The organism is Clostridium sp. UBA6640, assembly GCF_002455975.1.
Lineage (GTDB): Bacteria > Bacillota > Clostridia > Clostridiales > Clostridiaceae > Clostridium_J.
The window spans coordinates 15,282-36,465 of record NZ_DKLM01000104.1; the positions used below are offsets into that span (position 1 = coordinate 15,282).

General features: G+C 27.8%; 15 protein-coding genes. All 15 read right to left on the bottom strand.

Going from position 1 to position 21,184, the window contains the following annotated elements; genetic code table 11:
- Positions 1–48 precede the first annotated feature (48 nt).
- Entirely contained in the window at positions 49–1,563 is a 1,515-nt protein-coding gene (locus B2W91_RS11285; RefSeq protein ID WP_291580895.1) for a YfcC family protein, read from the bottom strand.
- A gap of 430 nt (positions 1,564–1,993) precedes the next feature.
- Positions 1,994–3,916, bottom strand: coding sequence for an ABC-F family ATP-binding cassette domain-containing protein (locus B2W91_RS11290; RefSeq protein ID WP_291580896.1), 1,923 nt, complete (start codon positions 3,914–3,916; stop codon positions 1,994–1,996).
- A gap of 540 nt (positions 3,917–4,456) precedes the next feature.
- Entirely contained in the window at positions 4,457–4,984 is a 528-nt protein-coding gene (locus B2W91_RS11295; protein ID WP_291580897.1) for an ECF transporter S component, read from the bottom strand.
- Between the two features lie 488 nt (positions 4,985–5,472).
- The gene (locus B2W91_RS11300; RefSeq protein WP_291580899.1) at positions 5,473–5,673 is read right to left on the bottom strand and encodes a hypothetical protein; all 201 of its coding nucleotides are present in this window, start codon (positions 5,671–5,673) and stop codon (positions 5,473–5,475) included.
- Positions 5,674–5,685: 12 nt separating this feature from the next.
- The gene (locus B2W91_RS11305; RefSeq protein WP_291580900.1) at positions 5,686–6,135 is read right to left on the bottom strand and encodes a hypothetical protein; all 450 of its coding nucleotides are present in this window, start codon (positions 6,133–6,135) and stop codon (positions 5,686–5,688) included.
- 1 nt (position 6,136) lies between these two features.
- Positions 6,137–6,343 carry a helix-turn-helix transcriptional regulator gene (locus B2W91_RS11310; protein WP_291580902.1) on the bottom strand — a complete coding sequence of 69 codons (207 nt, stop codon included), beginning with the start codon at positions 6,341–6,343 and terminating at the stop codon, positions 6,137–6,139.
- Between the two features lie 550 nt (positions 6,344–6,893).
- On the bottom strand, positions 6,894–7,850 hold the full coding sequence (locus tag B2W91_RS11315) for a DUF4349 domain-containing protein (protein ID WP_291580904.1): 957 nt from the start codon (positions 7,848–7,850) through the stop codon (positions 6,894–6,896).
- Positions 7,851–8,176: 326 nt separating this feature from the next.
- A protein-coding gene (locus tag B2W91_RS11320; RefSeq protein WP_291580905.1) for an IS3 family transposase occupies positions 8,177–9,513 on the bottom strand; the annotation gives its coding sequence in 2 pieces (ribosomal slippage) (positions 8,177–9,141 and positions 9,141–9,513; 1,338 coding nt in all).
- A gap of 361 nt (positions 9,514–9,874) precedes the next feature.
- Positions 9,875–11,641, bottom strand: a complete 1,767-nt coding sequence (locus tag B2W91_RS11325; protein ID WP_291580906.1) for an ATP-binding cassette domain-containing protein — start codon at positions 11,639–11,641, stop codon at positions 9,875–9,877.
- A gap of 17 nt (positions 11,642–11,658) precedes the next feature.
- The gene (locus B2W91_RS11330; protein ID WP_291580908.1) at positions 11,659–12,954 is read right to left on the bottom strand and encodes a lanthionine synthetase LanC family protein; all 1,296 of its coding nucleotides are present in this window, start codon (positions 12,952–12,954) and stop codon (positions 11,659–11,661) included.
- A 39-nt stretch (positions 12,955–12,993) separates the two neighbouring features.
- A complete protein-coding gene (locus B2W91_RS11335) occupies positions 12,994–14,907 on the bottom strand; it encodes a S41 family peptidase (protein WP_291580909.1) in 1,914 nt (637 codons plus the stop codon).
- A gap of 103 nt (positions 14,908–15,010) precedes the next feature.
- Positions 15,011–15,259 (bottom strand): hypothetical protein, encoded by a 249-nt coding sequence (locus tag B2W91_RS11340; protein ID WP_291580911.1) that lies wholly within the window; start codon positions 15,257–15,259, stop codon positions 15,011–15,013.
- A 422-nt stretch (positions 15,260–15,681) separates the two neighbouring features.
- Entirely contained in the window at positions 15,682–15,912 is a 231-nt protein-coding gene (locus tag B2W91_RS11345; RefSeq protein WP_291580912.1) for a hypothetical protein, read from the bottom strand.
- A gap of 54 nt (positions 15,913–15,966) precedes the next feature.
- Entirely contained in the window at positions 15,967–18,984 is a 3,018-nt protein-coding gene (locus B2W91_RS11350) for a lantibiotic dehydratase (protein WP_291580915.1), read from the bottom strand.
- Positions 18,985–19,805: 821 nt separating this feature from the next.
- On the bottom strand, positions 19,806–20,123 hold the full coding sequence (locus B2W91_RS11355; protein ID WP_291580916.1) for a transposase: 318 nt from the start codon (positions 20,121–20,123) through the stop codon (positions 19,806–19,808).
- Positions 20,124–21,184: the final 1,061 nt, after the last annotated feature.

A 21,184-nucleotide genomic window follows, 5' to 3' on the forward strand; every position in this document is an offset into this window, starting at 1 on the left:
ATCATTAAAATAATTTTTAATGATAGACTCTACACTTTATAAAAAATATTATAAAATTACTTGAACAAATAGCATCGCTATAGATAGTCCACCCATTAATGCCATTAGCGGTAAAATAAATTTCAGCCATTTATCATAGGTTACGTCAACCATTTCTAAACTAGCTAATACCAATCCCGTTGGAGTAATAAATGACATCAAACCTTGTCCATATTGATATGCACTAACAATAACATCTCTTGATATACCCACTGCATCTGCTAATGGAGCCATAATAGGCATTGATAAAGTTGCAAGACCTGATGACGATGATATAAAGAATCCTAATAAACTAAATAGTATTAAGATAACAACTATAAATAACATAGAGTTCATACCTTCAACTATTCCTGATGAGAAGTATAATATAGAGTCGCTAATTAAGCCATTTTCCATAATGATGTTAACTCCTCTAGCAACACCTATAATTAATACAACTCCTATAAGATCCCCAGCACCAGTAACAAATTTATCAACGAATGCTTTTTCTCCTATCCCTGAAATAAATCCTATTACTATTGCTACTGCTAGGAATAATGCAGTCATTTCAGTGAACCACCAGCCTTTTGATGATACTCCCCAAATCATTACCCCAAAAGTTAAAGCGAAAATCAACAACATAAGCTTTCTTCTAAAATCAAAATTTGGAATGTTGTTAGGATCATAATTACTTAAAAATTTATCTTCAATATGTTGTTTATCTGCATGAATTAATGAGTTTTTAGAATCCATTTGAACTTTCTTTGCATAACGAATTATATAAATTAAAGAAATTACTAATGATAATGCTAAACCAATTCCTCTAACTGCTAAACCTTCAGTAAAACTTATACCAGCAGCATTAGATGCTGTAACAGATGAAAAAGGGTTCACTGTTGCAAACATTGTTCCTAATGATGAGCCCATATATATTGCAGCTATACATACTAATGCATCATATCCTGCAACTAAAAATATTGGCATCAATATTGGATAAAATGCTATAGTTTCCTCTGCTAAGCCAAAAGTAGTACCGCCTACTGCAATTAATACAGTTACTACAACTATTAGCATCATTTCTTTACCTTTTGTTGCCTTTGATAAACTAGCTATTCCAGCATCAAAAGCTCCTGTATAATTAACAACTCCAATTATACCTCCAAGAATAAATACAAACATTATAATATCAATTGATTCATACACCCCTTGGATTGGTGCAGTTAATATTTCGAAAGGTCCTTGCGGATTGCTTTCTATTTTTTCATAGGTATCAGGTATAGCAATGGGCTTACTAATACTTCCACTGGTGAATTTAGATACATCAACTTTCATGTTTAATTTATCTAATACTTCTTGTGTAGCAGGAAGCTCTTCTATTTCACCAGATGGCTTTGTAATCGTAAACATATTAGTTTCAGTGTCAAATTTTAATTTAGCATAGCTTCCAGCTGGTATTAAGTAAGTCAATGCGGCAACAAGAATTAATACAATAAATGTAACTGTAAAGGCCGTCGGAAAACCTTTTTTCTTTTTTTTGTTACTCATTTTTCTCCTCCCTTATTATGAAAATATTCTAAAAATTTATCACAGGAACATTATACACTATGTTACAAAATTATTAAATATTTATTAAATATCTTTTAATATTATTATCTACTTATTATATTATAAATAGTAGTATTAAATATAATAGTAAAACTATAAAAATATTATACACAATTTGTAAAACAAACTTGTTTTTTAGTTTTAATTTTACTTACAAGTTTAAAAGGTAGGAATAAAATAACTCGGTATAGTAGCAAATAAGATAGCATACTAATTTATTATTTTTTAGAAATTGAGAATTAACGACGATGACTTTTAAGATAAATTCAATTATAAAAAACTCCAAAGCCTTTGACTTTGGAGTTTTATCCTTAATTTTTAATCTATAGATAAAAGTTTTATTTATAAAAATTAAAATAAAGCATATATCTTATATATTATTTTCTTTATTTTCCTTAATTTTTTCAGATAGCTCATTAAGATAAGTCCATCTTTCCATTAAATATTCCAGCTCTTCTTCAATCCTACTTTGCTTTCCTAGTAATTCTTGAAGTAATACAAAATCGCTTCCTGCATTACTTATATTTTCTTCAACTTCATTTAATTCATTTTCTTTCTCTTCAATTTTTCCATCGATCTCTTCATACTCTTTCATCTCTTTATAAGAAAACTTTAATGGTTTTTCTTTTTTAGATTCTTTATTTTTAATTTCTTTAGTTTTATTTATATTTTCATCTTTTTTCTCATTAGCTAAGTAAAGTTCACTATATTCCTTATAATCACTATAATTACCTGTAATTTCTAATATTTTTCCATTACCTTCAAAAGTAAAAATTTTATTAGCAATTTTGTCTAAAAAGTATCTATCATGGGATACAGTAATTACTGAACCATTAAATTCTTCAAGATACTCTTCTAATATAGTAAGGGTATCTATATCTAAATCATTAGTAGGCTCATCTAAGAATAATACATTAGGACTCTCCATCAATATTCTAAGTAAATACAGTCTTCTTTTTTCTCCACCAGATAACTTTGATATAGGGGTATATTGCATTGCCCCTTCGAACATAAATCTTTCTAGCATTTGAGAAGCAGAAATTGTAATTCCATCCTTTGTAGTTATAAATTCTGCTATCTCCTTTATATAATCAATAACTCTAAGAGTTTCATTCATCTCACCATTTTCTTGAGTAAAATAACCAAGTTTTACAGTTTCACCAAATTCAATTACTCCACCATCTACTTCTAATCTACCACTTAATATGTTTAAAAGTGTAGACTTTCCTACCCCGTTTGGCCCTATTATTCCTATTCTATCTTCTTTTGTTGCAATATAACTAAAATCTCTAATTAATTGCATCTCTCCAAATGATTTATAAATATTCTCCACATTAATTATTTTTTTGCCAAGTCTACTACTGCCTGTGGATATATCTATTTTATTATCATTTATTTCAATTTTACTATTTTTAATTTCTTCAAATCTTTCCAATCTTGCTTTTTGTTTAGTACTTCTAGCTTTAGCTCCCCTTTTTACCCATGATAGTTCTTTTCTATATAAGTTTTGTCTTTTTCTTTCTAAACTTTGCATAAGTTCAACTCTTTCAAGCTTCTTTTCTATGAAAGTTGAATAGTTTCCCATATATGCATAAATGTTCCCATTATCAATTTCAATTATTTTGTTAGCTACTCTATCTAGGAAATATCTATCATGAGTAATCATGAGCAATGCAGATTTTCTATTTCTAAGTTCATTCTCTAACCATTCTATTATATTATTATCCATATGATTAGTTGGCTCATCTAAAATTAATAAGTCACAGGGAGATATTAGAGAGGAAGCTAATGCTACTCTTTTTCTTTGCCCTCCAGATAGAACTTTCATCTTATCATTAAAATTATTTATACCTAATTTTGTTAATATTCTTTTTGCTTCACTTTCTAGCTGCCATCCATTTAAAGCATCCATCTTACTTTGAAGAGAGATTAAACTTTTTTGAAGAGTAGTATTTTCACCGTCCAATGAAAGTTTGTGAAGTATACTTTCGTATTCCCTTAGCACTTTCATAACTTCTGAAGATCCTTTAAAAATCTGTTCCAGTACAGTATCTTCTGCTTCATAGATAACTTCTTGAGGTAAATATTCTATTCTAAGTCCATTCATTTTTATAATATCACCACTATCAGAAGTCTCCATTCCTCCAATTATTTTTAAAAGAGTAGACTTTCCTGCTCCATTTACACCTATTACCCCTATCTTATCTTCATCCGTAATAGTCAATTTTATATTTTCTAATAGCGTCTTATCACTATAGCTTTTACATATATTTTCTAAAGTTATTAAATTCATAGAACTCCATCCTTTTAGTTAATTTTCATAAATCTGTTTTATATAGAAGTTTAATTCTTTATATAAACTCAAATTTTATCTTGACTCTATATAATTATACAGAAATACTATAACAATTTCACTATTAATTAATATTAGGTGTCTAAAATAAAATAACTAGTACAAAAATCCAAGATATTTTTCAATATACAAATGGAACGACTTAATATAGATAAGTCACCTAAAAAATTATCATATAGCTAGTATTAAATAGTTCAATGCAAAGTTCACAATTATGGACTTATACATTGGGAATTAATAAAATATACCACAACACTTAATAGTTATTTTTTTGAGCATATTTAAATATAATATAATATAAATAAAAGGAGGAACTTTATGGGAAATAAATCAAAAAAATCTACAGATAAGTCAAGTAGTAAAAAGAAATCAGACAGCAAAAATAATAAAGGTAAAAAGAAATAATAAAAGTCGTGATTAAAAATCACGACTTTTTGATAGAACTCTTATCTTTTATTTGAATGCGATAAAAATCTAAAATTAAGCTGCCATATCTTTTCTTTTATTATTACTAGAAAGTAAATTTCCTGTAGCTTTATTTATAGATGCTACTAAAGGCAAAGTGATAAGACCATCAACAATATGATGTAATACTCCACCAATACCTACTACAATTAATGCTTTATGTAAATCAAAACCAAAAGGCATTACAACTAAAGCTTCTAAGAATCCATGCAATGGTGCAGTTATAAAAATAGTCTTAGTAAGACTTACATTTTTAAGTATTAATTTTCCTCCTACAAATCCTACTATTATATGCATTGCTGCTCTAGCTGCAATTATTGGATCAGGAAAAGCAAATAAGAATCCAATTGTAGATCCGATACCAACAACTGCTGCATGAAAAGGTCCTAAAAACATAGATAAAAACATCGGCACATGTGATGCCAAAGTTGCAGAAAATGGTGGTATATATACTCTCAAAGTTGAACCAAAGACTAATGGTATGATTATAGATATAGCCATCAACAATGCTGATATTACCATTTTTTTAATATTCATTTTCATAATAATCTCCCCCATTTATAGATTTACTACCTCAAAGATTAATGTATAAGTTAATATTGCTAAATATTTCAATTCTCAACTGTAAAAGTAGCATATCTACTTAGTGTATATACACCAGTATACATTACATTTTTTCATTTGTAAATACACAAATAAAAATATCTATAAAACTAAGAAGAGAATAAAATTATAAATGCCATGATATCATCAATTCTATTAAAAAAAGAAAATGGTAGCTTTGATTATTATTTCAAAACCTCCATTTTCTTTTCCACTTGTTTGGCCCCATAACTGCCCCAAAGTCTAAATAACGTTTTTATTACTGCTAAATCGCCTTCCAACTTTACAGTAACATGATTTCACATAAAAAATCTTTCAGAAGCAACTTTTTACTCTCTTTTATATCTCTAATAATATGATCCTCAATATACGCCTCTACCATGAATAAAATATGCTTAATAATTCCTAGCTCTTCTCTGCTTAGTGTATTATTTTACAAAGGATTTTTTCCAACGCTTTAATCCACGATATACTTTCTCTGGTAATGCGCCAACAATAAGAAAACTAATTGATAATCCCGCCAATACTCCCATTACTAGTTCATGTACAGCAAAAAAACAATTAATTATAAGATATAGTACAAATACTATCCACCCTATTTGTAGCTCTCTTCTCATCCTTGTTTTCATATCATTTCCTCCTTACAATCTCTGAGAATAATATATTATTAATACTTTTCTTGTAATGAATAAAAACAAACTACATACTACTAAAGTCCAAAATATAATTTCGTTAAAATATCCAGCTATAATAGCTGCAATCAATATTGTAATTGCGCATACAAAAATAATATGACCACCAGACTTTTCCCGAATCGTCCTTATTCGCTCGTCATTTTCTCTATAATATAGCTTTTTTAATTCTTCCGGCTTTTGTAAAGTTATAATATATCGCGTTATTAAATATACAAATATGATTTCCACAAATATAATAATTCCTAATTGAAAACCTTGATAAAATTCACTAAATGTGCCCATACTCTGCATACCATATAGTTCACTCATTTTTAATATATAGCCAACCAAAATTGCAAAACCAAAGAAAGTCATGGCATAAATTCTTGTTAATAATGTTTTCTTATACCTTTCCATTTTAAAATTCCTCCACTTCTGAAAAATCAAATACTTCCTCAATTGTTAGCCCAAAATAATGTGCAATCTTATATGCAAGTACCAAAGAAGCAGTATATTTTTCAACTTCTATAGATGTAATTGTTTGTCTAGTAGTTCCTACCGCCAGTGCCAACTCTTCTTGTGATAGTTTATTTTTCTTTCGCAATTCTCTTATTCTGCTTTTCAATATATCACACTCCTACCATTTAGCTTAGTTTACTTTGCATTTTTAGCATAGTATACTTTGCATCATTTGTCAAGTTTACTTTGCATATTCTTTTTCATGAACATCATATTCCAGTGACAAAGTCACTTTTATTAAAAAATCTATTTAGAGAAAACAATTAATAAAATTGATTTTAAGAAAACCCCAAAGGCTTTGTCCGTGGAGTTTTAACCATAATTATTCATCCTTAATTCTTAAATTTTAATCTACAAATGAGAATTTTTGTTGTGAGGATTGAAATCAGGTATAAGTTGAACTTACATTACGGAACCCTATATATGATAGGGTGATGTAGATATATAAAAGAGGGAGTTATACGACTTTTTAAGTTAAAGATATTAACTTAAGCCTACTTAGTTTTATGTATTTATGTTTTCTTATGGTTAATATTAAAAATATATAATCTTATAAGTTTCTTTAAATCTATAGTTTTGTATGGAACAGAATTATATCATCTAAAAATTTCGTACAAATATAAAATCTTATATTTGTACGAAATCTAGATAACTACCTATTTTTTTGAGAATGGCTTAATAAACTTATCTTTTATATTAAATCTTTTTATTATAAATCTAAATAAGAACACTATTAATCCTATTACAACTATATATGGAATAGATGCAGCGATATAAATGATAGAATTTTTCATTAAATGTCCAACATCTTTTATAGAATTTATAAAAGAATTAGTCATTTTTTCAAATATACTTCCCTTTACATCAATTTCATTTTTAATTTGTTCAACTTCATCAATATTGATATATACTGTTGAATATTCTATTAAATTATTTAAATTTTTTAAATATCCCTCTACTGATTCAATATCATATCTAACTTTAGAAAGTTCTGACTCTACTGCAATTATATCAGTGACATTCTTACTTTCTTTAAGGATTTCTAACAATCTTTCTTCTTTTACTTTTAAAACCTTAAGTCTAGCTTCGTTATCAACATATGTCAAAGTTACGTCTTCCCCATGTTGTCCTTCTTGAGTTACATGAGCTATAGATCTTAATTTAATAAGGTACCCTTCTAAATCTTTACTTGGAATTCTTGCTGTTATATTGCCGTTTCTATTATAGGTATTCCCTTTATTGTCTATACCATTACCATTCATATAAGAGCTCTGCATAAATCCTTTAAATTCATCTATGCTTTTATTAATTGCTTCAATAGATTTTTCAAATTCAGTAGTTTGTAATGTAATATCTACATTTCTTATTATTTTTTTAGATGAAGAATTAATAAGTTTATTTTCCTCCACTTTATTTTCTCTTGCTTTGCTGTCTTCCATTACCTTGCTATTTTGCTCACCATCGTTTATTGCATAGTCTTCGGCTGAACTTTCCAATTGAAAATTCTCTTTTACTGCTTCTGATTTTTTATCAGCAGCACAACCAATGAATGCAAATAAGCTAATAAATATAGCTAAAAAAATACTTAAAAAATTTCTTATAGGATTTCTCATAAAATTCACCTTCTACAATTTATTTAGGTTTCTCAAATAAGATAATTAGTCAAAAATAATAGAATATTTTATCCCAAATAAATGAATATTTTTCAATAATCTAGTGTAGTATAAAATCGACTATTATGTTGACCAATTTTTTATTTATTGATTCCTTATATACTATACGGAAATTTTTAATTCATAGTTATTGTTCAAGCTTTAAAATTAACTTCTAAAGTTATATATTTTTTAAATTTCAACTATATAAAGAAAGTATGAATTTAAAAATAAAAAACTAGCAAGTAATAAAATGTATCCTTTGTCAAGGACAGTTTAAAAAAAGTCTAAGCAGTACTAAGAAGATGATTCCTATATTTTACGGGAGTCATCTTTTTTAGATTCCATTGACCTCGATAATTATTATAATAATCCATATAGTTGCTGACTTCTTTTAAAAGCTCTTCAAATGTATTACAATTTTTAATATTTGTTTCATCCTTAAAATGTCCAAAGAATGATTCCTGCGGAGCATTATCCCAACAGTTGCCTCTCCTAGACATTGATTGTCCTATATTATAGTTCTTTAATATCTTTTGAAATATAGGGCTAGTATAATGAACCCCTTGATCTGAATGAATAAATGTATCTGACGAAATTAAAAACTTGTTTGAGGATATTAGGTTTTCAATAGTATCTGTTACAATATCTATTTTTAAGCTTTTAGATAAGTTATAGGCTAGCACTTCATTAGTAGATGCATCCAGAACGGTCGACAAATAAGCCTTCCGACCATTTTTATAAAATAGATATGTTATATCAGTAAGTAATACCTTTCCAGGTGCTTCTTGTTTGAATTCTCTATTTAATAAATTCGGCAAGATTGAATGTTCCTTGGTAGCCTTCATCATTCTTCTATAAGGATTAGCTTTTCTATGTGGACATATAATATCATATTTATTCATTATTCTTCCAATACGCTTTAGATTGTAATTAATATTAAATTGATTTTCTAAAGTCATTTTAATTTGTCTAGCACCCTTTTTACACTTTTTGAAGTTGTATGCAATTAATATATTATTATAGCTTTCTAAATCACGCTCTTCGCGTGACATACGATTAGTATGAGATTTTATAGAAAAGTAATTATAATACCCTGAACGTGAAATATTAGATAATTTACATAAGCAACTAACCAAATTTTTAAGTTTATATTTATCTATAACTGATTTTATAAGGATATATTTTTGTTGCGTTAGCAATTTCACTTTTTCTTTTTCACGCTCCTTTCCAACATTTCTAACTTTTTTAGTAGTTCATTTTCCGCTTCTAAGAGTTTTATTTTAGCTTGAAGTTTTTCATACTTTTCTTCAATAGATAAATTTTTTTCGGTACGTCTTCCAGTATTGAATTTTCTAGTATCCTGAAGTTGAGTTACTCCATTTCTCCGAAATGCTGCACGCCATCTTTTACCACATGACTGAACGCGATTTAAACCTAAAATATCTATATTAAATCCACATTCTTCGAATATTTGTCGTGGAAATTTTTCATTTTCATTTTCCGCAATAAATAATCTTTTAAATTCATCAGTATATGTAATTCCTTTACTACTAACATTTTTTACAAATTTATTTTCAGATAATATTGCTATTTCATTTTCAGTAAATATTTTTTTACTCATTACAGTTCTCCTAATATCAGTTATTCTTTATTTAATTATACATAAAAGTACCCTATAGGATAGACTTTTTTATAGTGTCCATCCTATAGGGTACATTTTATAATTTGCTAGTTTTTTATTTAAGAGTTTAATCTTACAGATTTCAAAATCAATTTGAAATTTATGAAAATATCATAAAAAACTCTTTCATTAAAAAAATAATTTATTAAATTAATTGAAACTTTTTTTCTATATCTGGCAGTAGATCAAGTATCATCTACTAGTATAATTAATTTACTGCAAACCTTTATATACAAAGGTTTGCAGTAAATATTTTTGTTGAGCAAAGTTTAAGAATAGTATTCATTTTCTATATTACTTTTTAAATTTGTAGCTTGTATAACTGCTCATATTCTTCAGAAATTGTTAGCAGAGATTCATGGTTACCATCACCAACAATCCTGCCATCCTTAAGAACTATAATTTTATTAGCATTATTTATAAAATTGTTGAACTTATGTGTTATTACAAAACCAATCTTATCTTTGAACACCTTTTTATATAGCTGAGCCATTTCGAATTCAGAAATAGAGTCTAAAGCTGCATTAGGCTCATCTAAAAAATATAACTCTGCATTTCTCATAAAAGTTCTGGAAAGTGCTACCTTCTGCCATTGTCCAAATGAAATCTGTTTTCCAGACTCAAACCAAAATCCAAGTTGTGTGTCAATACCCTTTTCCTGTTCTCCAACTAATTTTTCAAGTTCAAATTGCCTGCATACATCATAAATTTTTTTATCTTCATTTATCATGTTTAAGTCACTATAAGAAACATTTTCCCTTATAGTTCCTTCATATTTAGTAAAATCCTGAAAAAGGGCTCCAATGTTTTTCAAGTAACTATCTTTTTCTATATCTCTAAGATTAATATTATTAATAAAAATTTCTCCTTCATATTCATCATAATATCCCATGAGTATCTTCATAAGAGTGCTTTTTCCACTTCCATTGCGCCCAACAATTGCAATAAAATCACCTCTTTTTATGCTTAAATTCACATCAATTAAAGCATATCTATCACTTTCATGGTATTTATATGATAAGTGACTTATAGTTATGGACTCGATATGATCAATTTTAATAGTTCCACTTATATTTTTTTCTTCTAGTCCCATAAAATCAAACAGCTGTTCAATAAACATGCTAGATTTATTTAACTCTGAAAAAGACATAATTACACTTTGAATTTCACTCTTAGCTGAAATCATTGCTCTCGTATAAGTTATCACATCTCCAATCAAAATTACTCCGATATACCCGCAGTATATGGTATATGAGAAAAGTCCTCCTATCAACAATTGTTCAAATATATTAAAAATGATTAAATATTTCAATCTTTTTTGTAAAATCCCTAAATCTTGTTTAATGAATTTTCGTTCCAATTTATTAAACTTTTCTATAAAATGTGAAAATAAATCATAAAGTTTTAATTCCTTGTAATTAATTCCACAAGTAATAACATAACTATAATACCACGCTTTCCTTTCATCATCTGTGCGTTTTTTTACCATATTAAATTCGTCTTTATTAATCTTATTACTTATCATAAATCTTATTATTGGAATGATAATAAGCAATGGCACAATCCAACTTTTAAAACTTAAAACAATTATAAAATAAGAAATGCTAGTAATCAACATACCTATAACATTTAAAGCTTTATCAAAATAAGAGAGTAATCCACCCTCACCTTGTTGTTCAGCTCTTTGAATCATATTGTAAAGCTCACTTTTTTCAAAATCTTGAAGCTGTAACCTTGAAGATTTTTGTAAAATCCCTCTCTTTATAATCAGATTAAAATTAAAAGCAAACTTAGATTTATAATATCCCCAAACCGTTTGTATTATGGTTTCAATTAAACCCAAACTCAAATATGCAATAATCAATATAAAAATTTCTTTTAGATCTTGTATACTGGTTTGTATCATATTTATAATTTCCTGCATTATTTTTAATGAGGCCGCTGGAATCAAACTAGTGACAATAACTATGCTCATTACACTATAAATATATCGCTTGTCCACATCATAAATAATCCTAGTTATCTTAGTTAAAGTTTTTATGTAATTAATATTAAATTTCTTTTTCATTAACATCTCCATAAATTTTAAATTAGCATCAGTATTTTTTTATAATTATTTACGCCATATAACAGATCTAAAAAAACAAGTATAATACCTGTAACTCCACTTAGTAAGGAATACTCACCTATACAACCTTCTAATCTTCCCTCTTTATTCTCTATCAAAGACATATCTTTATGAACTTGATCCGTATTATACTCACTTAATGAAATAATCTTATCAATAATCTTATCAATTCCATATTCCATGCTCTGCCCACTACTCTCATTCATCAAACAAATCTTAGCTGCTAATACACTACTATACCCATGACAAAGAGCCGGACTTACTACATAAAATTGTTCTAGTGGAAGTTCTAATACTTTTATTAGTTCACTTTTATAAAACTCACTTAGATCTTTTAATTCCATATTCTGTGCTGTTAACATTAATCCACGTAATATGCCAATATTACCATAACACCAACTACAAGCATAATGGATACTATCGTCTTCAACCTTGTTATTTTTATATTCTTCAAAAGACAATTGTCCCGGCCAATATGAAATTCCATTTTTAATAACTCTAAAATCATTATAAAATTTTAATATAGTATTTATAGCAGTTTTCAAATTTTCATTTTTATAACCATAGCTATATGCTTTCGATAACGCTACTAAAGGTGCAATCACACCATGTGCCATACCAAAATTAAAGTTCCCATTTGGATATAAAACTTTCTCTTCATCATTAAATTGTTGTTGAGATTGAATATGAAAGTTGTAAATCATCTCATCCTTATAGTTATGTGTACTTGCCAGCTTCACTAAATATTTTATAGCCTCTTCTATTGTTTCTTTATATAGTTCATCATCATCTCTATAATCAAGCAAATAATATAACACTCCTGAAACGCCTGATACACAATCATAATTACTCATTTCAGTATGTTCATAATTTTTTTGAGATGTTTTTGCTATGGATTTTGTTTCTTTCATTAAAAGAGTATGCATACTTTTAGAAAATCTTTTTAACCTCCCCGTATTTTGGGAGTACAATTCCACAGCATAACACATATATCCGAATCCTGCTAAAATAGAAACATTATTCTTGTAAGTGTGATAATTTTCAATAAAATCTTTTATCTTACAACACATCTGATACCCTATTTCTTCCCATTTATCCTTATGTTCATCTGTTTTATATGCAATAGCTGATAAATGTAATATGTCTGCATAGTATATATATTTAATTTCATTTTTTTCATAATCCGATTTTATGCAATCTAAAGTACGATCTATATAATTTTGTAATTTCTGGTATATCCCCTCATTTACCATAATGTTATTTCACCTGTCCTTACTTATTTTGTAGTATTGCTATTTACTCTCTGGTTTAGTAATTAACTCTATTGCTTTTTCTATAACCTCATCCCTACCCTCTGCAGTTCCTTTCACAGTTTGTTTTACAGTTATGTCAGGTTTAAGACCTATTCTTTGTGTCTGACTTCCATCTATATATGTTACTGCTAGCCCTGATATAGATGTCTTTATACACCCCGGAAGTGTAATTTCTATAGCATTTCCATTAGCTCCTGCAGAAGGAGTTCCTATTACCATTGCATTTGGTGCATCCATAAAAGACATAACCATTGTTTCCAAGACGCTTTGCGTACATTCATTCATCAGTATGATTACCTTACCATTATACTGATATCTATTTTTTACTTTACCTAATGAGGTTCTAATAATGCCGTTATCAAATATTTTGCTAAATGTAATTGAATCTAAACCTTTGTCCAATTGTTTCTCTATGAATCCTCTTCCTGAACTATTAATGGTTGATTTGAAAAATTTCCCTGGTTCAAAACTATTACTTGAATAAAATTGTTGGTATTCAGAAATTTCAGGTTTTATATATTCTCCTATAATGTTATTGGAAAATAATGAGTAATTATCCATTTTTCCATAACTTCCTCGCACATCAATAATCACCCCTTCTGTGTCTTCAAATTTTTTCATTAATTTGTCCACATCTCCACTCTTAAGTGTAGTTGCATTAATATAACCTATTTTTTTGTCTTCCATGAAACCATTTTTCTTATCTTTACCCAGTTTTTTTACATCACGATTATTATTATTATAATAACATGGAACATCTAAGCTTAATTTTTCACCATTTCTTATTACCTCTATTTCAGCTATTTCCTTTGTGGAACACAAAAGGTAATCTTCAAAAGCATTTGTAAAATGATTTTTATCTGATACTGATATATATTTGTTACACTCCTCTATTCTTTTTTCAATAGTGGTTCCATTAATAGCTACCACAATATCTCCTAACTTTAAAGGTGACTTATCTTCCATGCCAGCAATGACAATCTGACCATCTATATTAAATATTGATGCATTGGGTTTGTATGTTCCAAAGTGTTGTTGTAGCACCTTAAAGTTATCATAAAGAAATCCATGAGAGTCATGAATATATGTGGTAAGATTTGCAATAGATAATACATATGACTCCTTATCTTTTTGAAGTGCCAACTCAGGAATCTTATCATAAAGTACTTGATCCCAATCTTCATCCATGAGATTTTTATATGGATAAAAATATTCTATAATATTCCAATAACGAAACAATCCAAGCAATCTCATTCCTGTGTCTTCATACTTAATAGAATTCCCCATAAGAGAATCTGAGGATACATTAACAATATCCCCTCTTTCAAAAACAGCATATCCATTATCATTATCAGTTACTTTTACCCCTGATAAATTTTCAAGATAGTCAGCAAGGTTATTTCCAAGAACTTGTCTATTCTTTATCCATGAAAATCCTACATCTAAGTATGCCTTCTCTTCTACTTGATGATATAGAACTTCCTGTTCTTTACTAAGTGTATTAACCTCAAAGGGAAACTGGTTTAACCATATAGCCATGATATCTCCAGCTTCTTCCTTGGTGGTTGCCTCAAGTACCTTTTGCATAACTCTAAATAATTCTGCATCCCAATTAATATTTCCCGCTGTAATGTCTGGATGACGATACTTAGCAAATCCCCAGACCTTTGCTAAAGTATGCAAATTCTTCTGTTGGACTTCACTTAATTTTTCTATTCTAATTCTGCTATCTGATGCAAACTCTGTATCTTGGCATCTTTTAAGATCCTTTTCTTCAGTTCTATCTGAATTAGTACAAGATATAAATGTTAGAACCATAACTATAAGTAAAAGTATAAAACTAATTATTATTTTTTTACTAAATACAGTTATTTTAACTTCTCTTTTTTTCATACTTTCCACCTACGTTTTTAGTATTGTCAAATTTTATTTTTAACTATAATCATGAGACAGATTCTTATTTCTATATTTTAATAATAACTACTTATTCTTTCTTTTAGCATCTTGCTTGAACAGCTCCAGCCATTCTCTTATGACAAGATGCAGCTGGTCTATCTTTCGTTGGCATTGCGCATACACTACCAATAGTACATTTGAAAGCCTGTGATACATTAATAGGACATTTCGTTGATATTGTTATGCCTGTTAAATCCGCACTTTTTGCTCCATTTTCGCTTGCCATTTTTAAATCCAAATCAAAATCATTATAATTTGCTATTTTTATCCCCCTTTTCTTCTGTCTCATGTTATGCTTAAAAATAATTAAAATTCATAAATAATGTTGAGCATAACCATGAGGCAGATTCTTATTTCTATATTTTAATAATAACTACTTATTATTTCTTTTAACATCTTGCTTGGACAGCTCCAGNNTTGCGCATTCCCTGCCATTAGTACAGTTCAAATAGTTAGATATTTTAACAGTACATGTTAATACTGATTTTATTATATCTACTGTATAGCCTGTTAAATCCGCACTTTGTGCTCTATTTTCGCTTACCATTTTTAAATCCAAATCAAAATCATTATAATTTGCCATTTTTAAACCCCTTTTCTTCTGTCTCATGTTATGCTTAAAAATAATTAAAATTTATAAATAATGTTAAGCATAAACATAAGGCAGGTTTCTTATTTTTGTATTTCAGTAATAACTACTTATTATTTCTTTTAGCATCTTGCTTGGACAGCTCCAGCCATTTTCTTATGACAAGATGCAGCTGGTCTATCTTTCGTTGGCATTGCGCATTCCCTGCCATTAGTGCAGTTCAAATAGTTAGATATTTTAACCCAACAGTTTACTGCCGATTTTATTATCTCTACTGTAGTGGGTGGTATACTTTGTGCTCTATTTTCGCTTGTCATTTTTAAATCTAAATCAAAATCATTATAATTTGCCATTTTTTCCCCCTTTTCTTCTGTCTCATGGTTATAGTTAAAAATAATTAGAATTTATTAATAATATTTTTCCTTCTTTATTACATCATACAAGGTATGCCTTAACATACTATGCATCTTTGTTTCTACAGTCCTATCACCTGACAGCCTGTTACAACACATATGCATTATTGAGAGAATAATATCATCAGCACTATTAGTTAGCTTTCTCTTTGGATTAAATATTAAGTCTGATATATTTTTCACTGCATTCGTTCTACTATCTTCCATAAATTCAGAAACTAAAATTTCTTCAAACCATTTCATATATTCCTTTCTTTTTTTGCTGTACTCTTTTCTATAATTTTTCTGTTCTACTACCTTGTCCAATATTTCCAACATCTTTTTCTTATCCAAAGTAAGATTGCATAGTAACTTACTCAAAGCCTCAAAATATACAGTTTCAAGCTCCTCTTCATTCTGTACATTCCTGCTTTTAATAAAGTTAATCACATACTCACTATCCTGAAAAAACAAGTTTTCTATTTCTGATATAATATCAGCACCACCATAACGATTGTTTTCGCGTCTATATTCGTTTATTGACCAGAGCTTCAAAATGCCACAATCTCTCATATCACATAGCCACTGGTTCAATACTGAATATAATTTCACTGCCTCTTTCTGATCAGAATATTTTATTCGCAATCTAATATGCTTTCCCATTTCATCAGCATATCTCAAAAAGAAAAATTTGTTAATTTTCAAAGACTCCTTATTATCAAAAAACTGAACTAAGAAATCATTTTCCATCTCTTTATTGCAATAAATTTTCAAATATACCCACCCTTCTTGAAAAGGATGTATTATACGATTTTCATTTTGAAGTAAAATATTACTACTTTCAATTTGAAGATTTTTGTTTTCCTTTACATAAAAGGAGAATACGAATTCCGATACATAAGCTTCCTGTTTTGTATTTAAACCCATATTGCTATTGAATAAATCTTTCTCTATACTACATAATTTTAAATATTTTTTTTCTTTAAATTCCTGATATAAGATTTCCAATGCAATTTCGTCAGTTCTATGCAATAATAGTCTTTGATCCCCATTGCACATGTAAAAATATTCATCCACGCCATATCTTTTACTGCAAAAATCAAAACTTTTTTTAAATTTTTGAAGAGATTCTATTTTCAAATTTGCTTCTGTAAATTTCCATTTTGCAGGTGCAACAGTGACATCTTCAATTATTATTTCAGGAGAGTAGATATATTCATTTTTAAGAAAGTTATCCATTCTATCTACTATCTTTATTTCATCGTAACTGGATGATATATCTAGTAACAAATTAAATACTTTACTATTTATCATTGGATTAAGCATATTATTTGTAACCATTTTACAAATTTTATTCCTTGAGATTGATTTCAAATATAGATTATCCTTACTATCTATACCTACTGCCAAATCAGACAAAAAAACCTCTGATTCTCTCTCAATTGTTCCTGGCAAGCCTAATGTCAAGAAATACTTATAATTTTTATTCCAATTTATAACATTGGAGCATCTCCCATAATTAGGCATCTCACGTAACTCAACATACAAACATTCTTCTTCCTTATCCAACTTATCATAAATAGTATTATATTTTTCAAACTCATCTTCATCAAAAACACCATAAAATCGTTGAAATGTTTTTCCTGCTGATGTTGAACCAAAGTTAGGGCCTATTGTCAAATGCATACCTTTATCACCTTTAGTAATTATAAAATTCATATCAAATGAGTTTTGAAATCTTAGGTCACTGATCTTTTCATCACATATACCTATAAAGTCTTCTTTTGTTAAAATAGCCTTCTTTTCTCTATTAATTAATGCCTCTTGTACCTTTATCTCAAAAATATCTTTAATTTTGTCCTCTCTAACACTAGTACTGCGATATGTGTCTTCATAATACCTTAACCCATCAAATCCACAAGGATCTATGATCTCCGTCAAAGGAACTTCTATATTGGTTCCATATTCTTCTTGAAACTGTTTTCTGAATTCGGCTAAAGGAGTATACACTTCTGTTTCCACTCCAATATTAGCAATAAAACTTATAAATTTTTCAAGTTTTAATTTAACTTCTTTACTTAAAAATGGTTTATCTAGTCGACTTCCTGAGTTTACTTCTATGTAATTAGAAGCTGTTTTAATCGTTTTCATTTGTTCTAATATTTGATTTAGCAATTGTTCTTTATCACCTTTATCAGGTGACTCATATTTTTTAAAATCATTTTCTATTTTTTCTAACTTATACTTTAACTCTGATAATACATTGTATTTATCGAATATTTGAAGTATATGCTCTAACACATCTTCACAATATGCAGGAACTCTCAAATCAGTAAATAGATATTCCTGCTCAATTAATGTATTTATTGTATTGCATATTCTTTCTTCATCTACATTAGGATAATGATGTCGTACTATATGTACAATATCCATATAGTTAACAAATTCTTGGGTGTTATCTCTAAGTATAGAAATTAAGTTTGTATATCTTATACTGGAATTTTTTTTCAGTGAATTACCTTCACCTGTTCCATAGTCAGAAAAATGTGGGTTTCTAACTCTGCAGTCCGAAATATAACAACTGCTATTCCATATCAGAGATAAGTTTTTTAATACTTCAAAATCTTTCTCAATATCTTTTATCAAATTGAATGCCCAAAAATTATCAACTTTTATTGATTTTTTTGTTTTATCTAAATTAACAATAGATTTATCTGAATCAGCAAAACTCCCTATACAAACGTTTGCAAGTAATCCATAAGGGGTTGTCCTCGAAGATGCCCTTTGAAGGTATTTATATAAACTCATATAAATGCCTTTATCTTTTTTGCTATCATTGTTCCTTCTCTGAAGTGCTTCATACAGTGAATAACTTGATACCTGTAAAGCCTCCTTAAAATATCCTTCTAAATTATTCTTTAGGACGTAATCGAAAATCTCATTATAATTATCAATATTAACCAATTCCCTTGAAATCTTAACAGGCAAGGCTGGTGTTCTAATCATAAATAAGTCATGACATATGTACTCCATTTACAAACCCTCCAATTAAATTGTTATTAACTTATATTAAATCCAATGCCTATTGTCCTACAACTTTCGTGCATACTTTACAGATTTTGCCTTGTTGATAAAGCACAAATATATACAATAGTAATGCTTTAGACTTAATTTTTATAAATAAATTGCATAATTCAATTTATTTATAAAAAGTTAGCCTAGCCCTATGAAATAAGGACTAATCCTCAAACTTCGTACAAAAAATATATAATAAACACTTCAAAACTTAAAGTTTAATCATATTTAAATATGGTAAATTACACAGCGCAAATCGATTGTAATATACAATATTATCTATAATAGGATAAATAAACCATAAAACTACTATATCATATAATAACTAATTTGAAAACACTTTTTTGAATTTATTATAAATTTTGTAAAATAATTATGAATATGAACACTTCAAAAAACAAATTGTTATAGAGAAAAATATATGATAAACGCTTTAAAACTTAAAGTTTTATCATATTTAAATATAATAATTTACCTTTTAAAATTACATAGTATAAATTTACGTAACTATTCAGCTACATATATTCATTATATTACTTAATATTACATATTTAAATATTATTTGATTAAATTCTTTTTTTTGTATGGTTGGTTAAATAAAAAAATCCCAACTGTTAATTTTACAATTACAGTTAGAATTTTTCTATTTAATGCAACACAAATAATAGGTGATTACACCTATTAAAGCGTTGTGATCTTGATTTCTTACAGCAATACATATCATCGAATTCTTGTAAAAGCATTTGCCCTATGAAGCTTCTAAAGGTTCCAAAAATTCTTTACTTAACTTTAGCCATACGTAAATTACCTTTCGCTAAATTATTATCAAAAGATATATCAAAGTCATACATAAAGGCATGTATCTGTTCCTTATAGCCACTTAATCTATTGAATAAATTAAGATTCACACTTTTTTTTACCTTTTTTTGAGAATACAATTCAATATTTTTAGAATAATCTTCATTAAAACCTTCTTTAAGTATTTTATTATATTTAGCCTCAAAATCTTCAATTTTATTTGAAGGTAAAACAGAAAGTGTTTCTCTAGTTAGATTCACTTCTTTTTTAATTTCTATATATAAATATACTAGTTCCAAATTTAATGTACAAAAAATATAAATTGTCCTAATAATAACTATAATAAAACGCCAAGGATAAGTTATTATGGGAAGAAAACAAACTAAAATAACTACATTACACAAGTATACTTTAGAAAGTTTAATTAAATTAGAGCAAGAACACACTAGTAAATATTCTCGCAGGGCTCTTCGAGCTGTAATTATGCATTTACTTCTGTAAAATAAAAATCTAAATTGGTAATGTTACCAAAAAATAAATATGGCATACTTTTGCTCACCCTGTTATATAAAAGTTACCACACAAATACACACACGGGAGGTAATTAGTATGCCAAGTATTTATTTGTATTCATTAATAACGAACTTTACAACTATTTAAATGATGTAAACTATGAAATGTCTAAACTACAATTTAATCATTTTTTCAATATTATAAATGGATTAATAAATCTTCCCAGCACTAAAACTTTATCTAAAATTGCAAAAAGTGTGGTATTTGCAAAAGATAAAAGTTGTATCTATAGATTCTTAAACCAATCTAAGTGGGATAATAGTCTTATAAATAGCAATACGATTAGTTATTTTAATTTTTTTCTTGAACATAATACTAAACCTAAATCCGTAGGATTTTTGGTAATAGATGATACTGTAAATTCCAAGAAATCAGCAAAGAAAATGCAAGGACTATTTTATAACTATTCCCATATTGACAACAAAATGTCTGATCACACTATGTAGTTCCTTCGAATTTTGTCGTAAATGATAAATCAATCCTTTTTTAATATTAACTTTATTACAATAAGGAACTTTGCAATGATCTAAATAAGAATTTTAAATCTAAAATTGATATTGTAAAAGATTTTATAACTTCTTTTAACACTCCATCTAATTATGAAAAAATATATTGTCTTATGGATTCTTGGTATACAATATATTATTACTTTCATCTAAAGCACGCTTTGTTAACTTTATAAAACTAGCTATAAAAAGTTAAAATTAGATTGTTAATCCCTTCTTATATATTTTAATTTATATTACATTTATGATAAATTTTAGATTTAATTAACAGTTTCTATTAA